Raw genomic sequence first — 8,117 nt, 5'->3', positions numbered from 1 at the left:
GGTGGGTGAAGCCATGGCCATGGTCAAAGCGCTTAACCGGATCACGCTATTAGGAATGCCGAACAGTATTCGCATCACGTAACAATCGACCCGTATGGGGCGCAGTCGTTACAAGTTCTGATTTATTCAACAAAGCCGGTGGGCGGATTACCCGGCATACTGAGCGGTATTCAATCTGGCCGCTACCAATTCGCAATCGTGCCCACTGGCGATTTCCCGCCGCGTCAGGCAAAAAACGATTTTGTGGATTTTGTCCGTGAATTTGTCGTCTTTGAGGTAAAAAGCGGAAACCCTGAAAAAATAAATACCCTGGACGATACCTGCGGCAAACGCATCGCCGTATTGGCAGGATGCTCTGTAGAGCAGGTGATCGTCAAACAATCGCAAGCCTGTACCGCTGCCGGAAAACCGGCCGTGACGGTACAATCCTACACGGACCAACCGACCTCAATCCTCTCTGTGCGTTCCGATCGCGCAGATGCCTTCTTCTCCTCTCAGGCACCGCTGACCTACTTTGTGCAGCAAACCAATGGGCAGCTCGAACTGGCCGGTACCGGGCAACACAATGGATTTGGAGACCTGTATCAGGGATCGGTCTTTGAGAAAGACTCGCCGTTAACACCGATTATTCTGGCTGCGTATCAGGAGCTGTTTGATAACGGCACCTATGCCGCCATCATGAAGAAATGGAACTTGTCAGACAATATGCTGCCTGCACCGGGCATCAATTTATCCAAGTAATCGACGTTTCTTCGCAGAAACCACGCATTACATCGTCAATAACGTTGAGAGGAATTTTTTTGCCGTGGACAAATTGAGATGTTGCCAGAGCCCTGCAACCCAGCCGCTTTAGCCAGCGGCTTTCCTGGGGCTTCACACTGATTGTCGCCTTTTATGTGCTTTGGTGCATTGGGAACAATAAGCACTTTGAATTTCATGTGGTTTATCAGTGGGTTGTGGGTTAATGAAAAAACCGTGCTCAACGGGTTGGCGATGACGCTGTGTCTGACCGTGGTGGCCATGATTATCGGCACTGTATTGGGGTTATTACTGGCTATCGGGCGCATGTCCAACAATCGGCTACTGAGCGGACTTTCCGGGTTTTATATCTGGTTTTTTCGCGGCACGCTGCTGCTGGTGCAACTGATTTTTTGGTACAACCTTGCCACACTCTTTCCCCGCGTCTCACTGCGCATTCCTTTTGGCCCGGAATGGGTGAGTTGGAAGACCAACGATCTAATCACGCCGCTTACGGCAGCTATTGCCGGTCTGGCACTGAATGAAGCTGCCTATATGGCGGAAATCATTCGTGGCAGCCTGCTTTCTGTCGATCACGGTCAGGTAGAAACCGCGCAGGCATTCGACATGAGCCGCAGCCGTGCGTTACGCCGCATCATCATTCCGCAGGCGATGCGCGCTATCGTTCCCCCTACCGGTAACCAGTTAATTAGCATGATCAAAGCGACGTCGCTGGTCAGCGTCATCGCAATGGGCGATCTGCTTTATTCGGTACAAGCCATTTATAACATTACCTTTGCTGTGATCCCGATGTTGATGGTGGCGGTGATGTGGTATCTGTTTATTACCTCGCTGCTGGATATTGGGCAATTGGCCATCGAACGCTATTACTCCCGAGGTGAGCGCCTCCCAGCATCGGAAACCCGCCGATTGCCCCCGGCAAAAGCCAATGTGTCTGGCAAAGAGGAACCTCAATGAGCAAGCCGCATTGCGCCGCGACAACATCCCGTGAGCAAACGCCGCTGGTACGCGCGCGCAACGTCCACAAATATTTTGGCGACAATCATGTGCTGCGCGGAATCGATCTGGATGTGAACAGCGGCGAAACAGTAGTGATTTTGGGGCCATCGGGTTCAGGAAAATCCACCTTCCTACGCTGCATCAACCATCTGAAAACGATGGATGAAGGATATATCATGATGGGCGATGAACAAATCGGCTATCAGTTGCGCGGTGAGAAACTCTATCACCTGTCAGCACGCGACATTGCACTCCAACGTAGTCACATCGGCATGGTGTTCCAACAGTTCAACCTCTATCCCCATATAACCTTGTTGCAGAACATCGTTGAAGCGCAGGTCGGTGTGCATAAGCAGGATCGCCAGGAAGCACAGACCTATGCTATGGCCCTGCTAAAACGCGTTGGGCTGGAACACAAAGCGGATGCCTATCCGCGCCATCTGTCCGGTGGGCAGCAGCAGCGTGTCGCCATTGCGCGTGCGCTGGCTATTCGCCCGACCGTGATGCTGTTTGACGAACCCACCTCGGCACTCGATCACGAGCTGGTCGGAGAAGTGCTGGCAACGATGTGATCGCTGGCAGAGCAAGGCTTGAGCATGATCGTCGTCACCCATGAGATCAGTTTTGCCCGCGAAGCCGCCGATCGGGTGATCTTTCTTGATGAAGGCGTAGTGGTTGAGCAAGGTCGCCCGGGTGATGTGCTGGTTACACCGCAACATCCGCGCACCTAGGCCTTCCTGAGCCGCTTTATCTAACGCCTGTCGTCCTCTGCCCTCAGGCAGAAAGAATGTGTTTAGCCTGCAGGAGATTCCCGTCTGCGCGTGAATGACAAAAAAAGGGCGGGAGTGACATCACGAAGATCTCGATGACCGCAATTCCCCCATTTTTTGCCTCTGGGAGGCAAAAAATGGGGGAATTGCACATGCCATTTCCCTCCGGGGGCGTTCTGACCATATAATGCGCATACGGGCGGTTCAACCGCTAACAACAACTGACATCACAGCCCTTCGGGCATCACACACTCAATAAAGATATGAAGATGAGTATTCGCGCGATCTTAACCACCCTTCTGGCCGCTGCTGCTTTAAGTCAATCAGCATTTGCCGTTGTTTATCCGCTGCCGCCGGCCAACAGCCGTCTGATCGGGGAAAACCTGGAAACTACCGTTCCAACCGACAGCACGCTGCCGTTGGAAGCCTTTGCTGCCCAATACCAAATGGGCCTGAGCAACCTGATGGAAGCGAACCCGAATGCGGATGTCTACCTGCCTCAACCGGGCAGCAAAATGATTATTCCGCAGCAGTTGATCCTGCCAGATGCGCCGCGCGAAGGCATCGTTATCAACAGCGCCGAAATGCGCCTGTACTACTACCCGAAAGGCAGCAAAACCGTCATCGTATTGCCTATCGGCATAGGTGAACTGGGTAAAGATACGCCGGTCAACTGGACCACCAGCGTACAGCGTAAAAAAGCGGGTCCAACCTGGACGCCAACCGACAAAATGCACGCTGAATATGCAGCACGCGGCGAGTATCTGCCAAAAGTCTATCCGGCAGGTCCGGATAACCCGATGGGGCTGTATGCGCTCTACATCGGCAACTTGTATGCGATTCATGGCACCAACGCCAACTTCGGTATCGGTCTGCGAGTGAGCCACGGTTGCGTGCGTCTGCGCGCTGACGACATCAAATCCCTGTTCAACAACGTGCCAGTTGGCACCCGCGTTCAGTTTATCAATGAGCCGGTAAAAGCCACCGTTGAGCCAGACGGTTCCCGGTACGTTGAAGTGCACGATCCGCTGTCTCGTACCGTAGAAGAGTTCCACTCCGACTCGCCGGCCCCGATCAGCATCACCGCCAAAGTCAGAAAAGTGGTTGCTGACGCGAGCGTGAACACCAGCGATGTGGATAGCGCCATCAGAACGCGTTCCGGCATGCCGACCAAGATCAACGGTGCGCAGGAACCTGCACAACCTTTAGAAACACTGGCACCGCAAGACGCGCCGGTTGCCGTACCGGATGAAGTTCAGCAGCCGGTTGAAACAACTGCACCGCAAACGGATGCCAACCGCTCCTGATTTGTACTAGCTCAGACCTGATCTGACAGTTACCGATTATTTATACAGGTGTCTGTCAGATCAGGTCTGAGCTAGTACATATGAAGCATGAGAGTTACCTCGCGTTTTGTTTAAGGATCAGACACCCATATCAAAACCGGTAACTCTCAACCTTTCAAGGTCAAGTGTCAGATCTAGTCGCGACTAATACACCTGATTGCCGCAGTTGCCTGCCTGTACTCCCCGGCATCCGCCGGGGAATTTATCGAGCATCCCTGCTCCCCCCCCTTTCTGCAACGCTCTGTTATGCTCCGCGCTGTGAAGCCTCAAGCGCCTGCGACACATCCGCAATAATATCGTCAATGTGCTCAATCCCGCGTGTGCTAACTCTTGTGCGTTGAGTTGACGGTGCGTGGTCGTGGCCGGATGGCATGCCAGTGATTTGGCATCACCAATGTTCACCAACCGCAGGATCATCTGCAACGCATCGATAAAACGTCCGCCAGCCGCTTTGCCGCCCTTGATGCCAAAACCGATAATTCCCGAGGCGTTGCCCCCAGAAATTTTGTCGCACGTCGGTTTATACGGGCTGTCCGGTAAAGCCGCGTAGTTCACCCAGGTAACCAGAGGATGAGACGAGGGATAGCTCGCCAACGCTTCGGCATTGATGCAATGGCGCTCAATGCGCAGACTGAGCGTTTCCAACCCCTGTAATAACAAAAAGGCGCTGTGAGGCGATAGCGCCGCACCGGTATTGCGCAGCGGGACAACACGGCAGCGACCAATATACGCCGCTGGGCCGAATGCCTCAGTGTACACCACGCCGTGGTAAGAGGGGTCCGGTTCACTGAGCAGAGGGAAGCGCGCCTTGTTGGCAACCCAGTCAAAGTTGCCACTATCGATAATGGCGCCACCAATCGTGGAACCGTGCCCGCCGATATATTTGGTCAGGGAATGCACCACGATATCAGCCCCGTGTTCGAACGAGCGACACAACACCGGCGTTGCCACCGTTTTATCGACAATCACCGGCACGCCGTGGCGATGGGCTATGGCAGCAATCTGTGCGATATCGACCACGTTGCCCGCCGGATTGCCGATGGATTCACAGAACACCGCCTTGGTGCGCTCGTCAATCAACGCGTAAAGCGCGGCGAAATCCTAGGCAGAAAACATACGTACTTCAATCCCCTGACGCGGCAACGTATGTGCAAAAAGGTTATAAGTGCCACCGTACGGTTGGCTGGTGCTGACAATATTGTCCCCCACCTGCGTCAGCGCTTGCAACGCATAGGTAATCGCCGCCATACCCGAGGCGAGCGCCAATGCGCCGATCCAACCTTCAATCGCTACCAAACGCGCTTCCAGCACCGCGTTGGTAGGATTCATGATGCGACTGTAGATATTGCCCGCCACTTTGAGATCGAACAGGTCAGCGCCATGCTGCGTATCATCAAACGTGTAAGAGGTTGTCTGGTAAATTGGCACGGCAGCAGATTTGGTGGTTGCTTCTGAGGTATAGCCGTGGTGTAACACGAGGGATTCCAGTTTCATCGCGCAGACCTTTCTATGCGTGTGGATGGTAGGTATCTTCCTAAAATAGCAGACAAAAATCGCCGAGACTGAGCCGCAGCTAGAAGAAAACGCGATAAGTTAGGAGAAACGAGCATAAGTTTTCGCCTCCTGGATCCTCCCGTTGCGCCAGTGCAAAATCACAGCTACCTTTAGCTCATGATCACCTGCGAAAAAACAAATAACTGACTGATAAAAAGCAAAGTATCGCCACTATAACCCTGCCGAAAAAATGTCGATGTACCTCGCTACGATCGCCGAGCCCTACGCCAGCGTATGGTACATATTGGGTTTGGCGCTTTTCACCGAGCACATCAGGCGCTACTCACGCACCGCGTTCTTAACCAAGAAGGCGGGGATTGGGGGTTGTGCGAAGTGGTGCTGTTCAGCGATGACCGTATGATTTCAGCGCTGCGTGAACAGCAGCACCTGTTTACCGTGTTGGAAAAAGGGGAAAGTGGCAATCAGGCCATCATAGTGGGCGCAGTGTGCGCCTCGCCGTACGCTGCCGTTGAAGGCAAAGAGGCCATTTTGGCACAGCTCGCCGATGCGCAAACGGAGATTATCTCCCTGACCATTACGGAAAAAGACTATTGTCTGACGGAGGCACACGGCAATCTGGACACCACCAATGCCCATATCCAGCATGATTTGCGTTATCCACGCGAGCCGCTATCAGTGCCGGGCATCATTACCGAAGCGTTGCGCCGCCGCCACGCGCTGGGAATTTCCCCTTTTAGCGTGCTCTCCTGCGATAACATGCCAGAAAACGGCAAGGCCGCCCAACGCGCGGTGCTTGATTTTGCCCACCTGATTGCCCCCACGCTGGCAGCATGGATTGAACGTGAAGTGGCTTTCCCTTCCACCATGGTGGATCGCATCGTGCCTGCCGCGACTGCGCAAACACTGCACGAGGTGGCGCAGGCGATTGGCGTTGACGATCCCTGTGCTATTGCCTGTGAGCCTTATATTCAATGGGTTGTGGAGGATCGTTTTACGCTGGGCAGACCGCATTGGGAGGCTGCAGGGGTACAACTGGTAGAGGATGTTGCACCTTATGAAACCATGAAGCTCAGGATGCTGAACGGCAGCCACTCGTTTTTAGATTATCTCGGCTATCTTGCGGGTTACACCCATATCAGCGACTGCATGTCCGATGCGCACTTCCGCAGGGCTGTGCGCCACCTTATGCTGGCAGAACAGGCCCAGACGTTAACCATCTCCGGCGTTGATCTGACAGACTATGCCGAACGTCTGCTCGCGCGCTTTGCCAACCCTGCGCTGCACCATCGCACCTGGCAGATAGCCATGGACTGATCGCAAAAGTTACCGCTGCGCCTGCTCGACGGGTTGCGCTGGCATCGGCGCAATGGCAGCAGTTGCAAAGCGCTGATCCTCGGTGTGGCTGGATGGATGCGCTATATTGGCGGGATCGACGATCGCGGCGCGGCGATTAATATTCGCGATCCGCTGAAGACAGCCTTACAGAGCATAGTAGCATCCACTCCGGACGATGAAGCTCGCGTACAGGGCCTACTGGCGCTGACGGCGGTATTTGGTGATTACCTGCGCACCGACCTGCCGTTGGTACACGCGTTGACCAACGCCTACTTGCGCCTGCGTGACAAAGGCGCGTTGGCCGTTGTCACCGAACTGGCCCAAAATCTGCCCGACTAACACCACACTCAATCACCACACCGCATCGCTACTCTTCCCGGCGACAAGCAAGAATGTCGCCGGGCTGGCATTCCAGTACCTCACAGATTTTTTCCAACGTTGCAAAGCGAATGCTTTTCACCTTACCTGATTTTAATAATGACAAATTTTGTTCGGTAATGCCGATACGTTGGGCCAGCTCACGTGATCGCATCTTCTTTTGTGCCAGCACCACATCCAGATTTATTATTGCCATAGGGTTTTTTAATTAAATTAATTGGCTGTGTTATTTCCGCTGCTCCCAGACAGCAACGAATTCTGCCCTCTGATGGCATCAGTTTGTGAGTAAAAATGATTGCGATAGTGGTAGCAACTGCGACACCGGTAGCATTTGCAACAGATGCATTTTCCCCACATCTCCCACTCTCTGTTTTCGACATGCCTAACGTGACTGGCAACACTGGCTGAAGGCCGTTCTCGACAATGAAATGTCACATCTCCGCATTCATCTGTTTTTATGATGAAAATCACCTTTCTTTAGCAGTTAATAGCGACATAGGTTCCTCATTTAGAATGAGATAAAACCAAATCTTATTGTGTTGCGATAATAAATTATCGCATTACGTTATTATAAATAAGAAATCACATCATATAATCGCGGTCAAATTAGAAAATGTAATTTCATGATCAAGTTGACAAATTGCCATTAAATCACCATAAAAGCGTGATCCTCAGTTTACTTTCCTAGGAACAGAGCAAATGATAGGAATATCGGTTCATATAAAATAAAATATTGTTTTAAACATGAAGGCAGATTGATCATGAGTAAACCTATCACCTTTTAAGCACACGTTATGCTACGGCAGGGCTTTGTTGAATAAATCAGAACCTGTAATGACTGCGCCCCATACGGGTCGATTGTTACGTGATGCGAAGGCTTTGTTGAATAATAGGTAATCATGCTATTTTTCCATGCCAGTTTTGGTTGAAAATGCTTGTCATCTCAGGTGTACACTTTTCTCATGAGGCCTAACTGCATGATTTTACGTTGCGAGGATCCGTCGTTTCACTGGGC

The 8,117-nt window shown here is 52.5% G+C and carries 2 protein-coding genes and 6 pseudogenes; 6 read left to right on the top strand and 2 right to left on the bottom strand.

What is annotated here, in order from left to right; translation table 11 throughout:
• The 5 genes and pseudogenes from QZ506_RS09275 to QZ506_RS09255 form a co-directional block, all read left to right on the top strand.
• A pseudogene (locus QZ506_RS09275) lies at nucleotides 1-82 on the top strand (lipoprotein); the annotation flags it as partial.
• A gap of 56 nt (nucleotides 83-138) precedes the next feature.
• A pseudogene (locus QZ506_RS09270) lies at nucleotides 139-741 on the top strand (transporter substrate-binding domain-containing protein); the annotation flags it as partial.
• Between the two features lie 92 nt (nucleotides 742-833).
• A pseudogene (locus QZ506_RS09265) lies at nucleotides 834-1,716 on the top strand (amino acid ABC transporter permease).
• A pseudogene (locus QZ506_RS09260) lies at nucleotides 1,713-2,489 on the top strand (amino acid ABC transporter ATP-binding protein). The pseudogenes QZ506_RS09265 and QZ506_RS09260 overlap by 4 nt, the downstream one beginning before the upstream one ends.
• Before the next feature lie 308 nt (nucleotides 2,490-2,797).
• Nucleotides 2,798-3,835, top strand: a complete 1,038-nt coding sequence (locus QZ506_RS09255; protein ID WP_291970580.1) for a L,D-transpeptidase family protein — start codon at nucleotides 2,798-2,800, stop codon at nucleotides 3,833-3,835.
• Nucleotides 3,836-4,118: 283 nt separating this feature from the next.
• Here QZ506_RS09255 and QZ506_RS09250 read toward each other — a convergent pair.
• A pseudogene (locus QZ506_RS09250) lies at nucleotides 4,119-5,368 on the bottom strand (O-acetylhomoserine aminocarboxypropyltransferase/cysteine synthase family protein).
• Nucleotides 5,369-5,571: 203 nt separating this feature from the next.
• Here QZ506_RS09250 and QZ506_RS09245 point away from each other — a divergent pair.
• Nucleotides 5,572-7,063, top strand: a pseudogene (locus QZ506_RS09245) (mannitol dehydrogenase family protein).
• Between the two features lie 28 nt (nucleotides 7,064-7,091).
• Here QZ506_RS09245 and QZ506_RS09240 read toward each other — a convergent pair.
• Complete coding sequence (locus tag QZ506_RS09240; RefSeq protein ID WP_291970578.1) at nucleotides 7,092-7,298, bottom strand: helix-turn-helix transcriptional regulator; 207 nt, start codon at nucleotides 7,296-7,298, stop codon at nucleotides 7,092-7,094.
• Between the last annotated feature and the right edge of the window lie 819 nt (nucleotides 7,299-8,117).

The sequence above is a fragment of the Candidatus Symbiopectobacterium sp. genome, assembly GCF_020054415.1.
Lineage (GTDB): Bacteria > Pseudomonadota > Gammaproteobacteria > Enterobacterales > Enterobacteriaceae > Symbiopectobacterium.
This window is presented reverse-complemented; position numbering and strand designations above follow the sequence as displayed.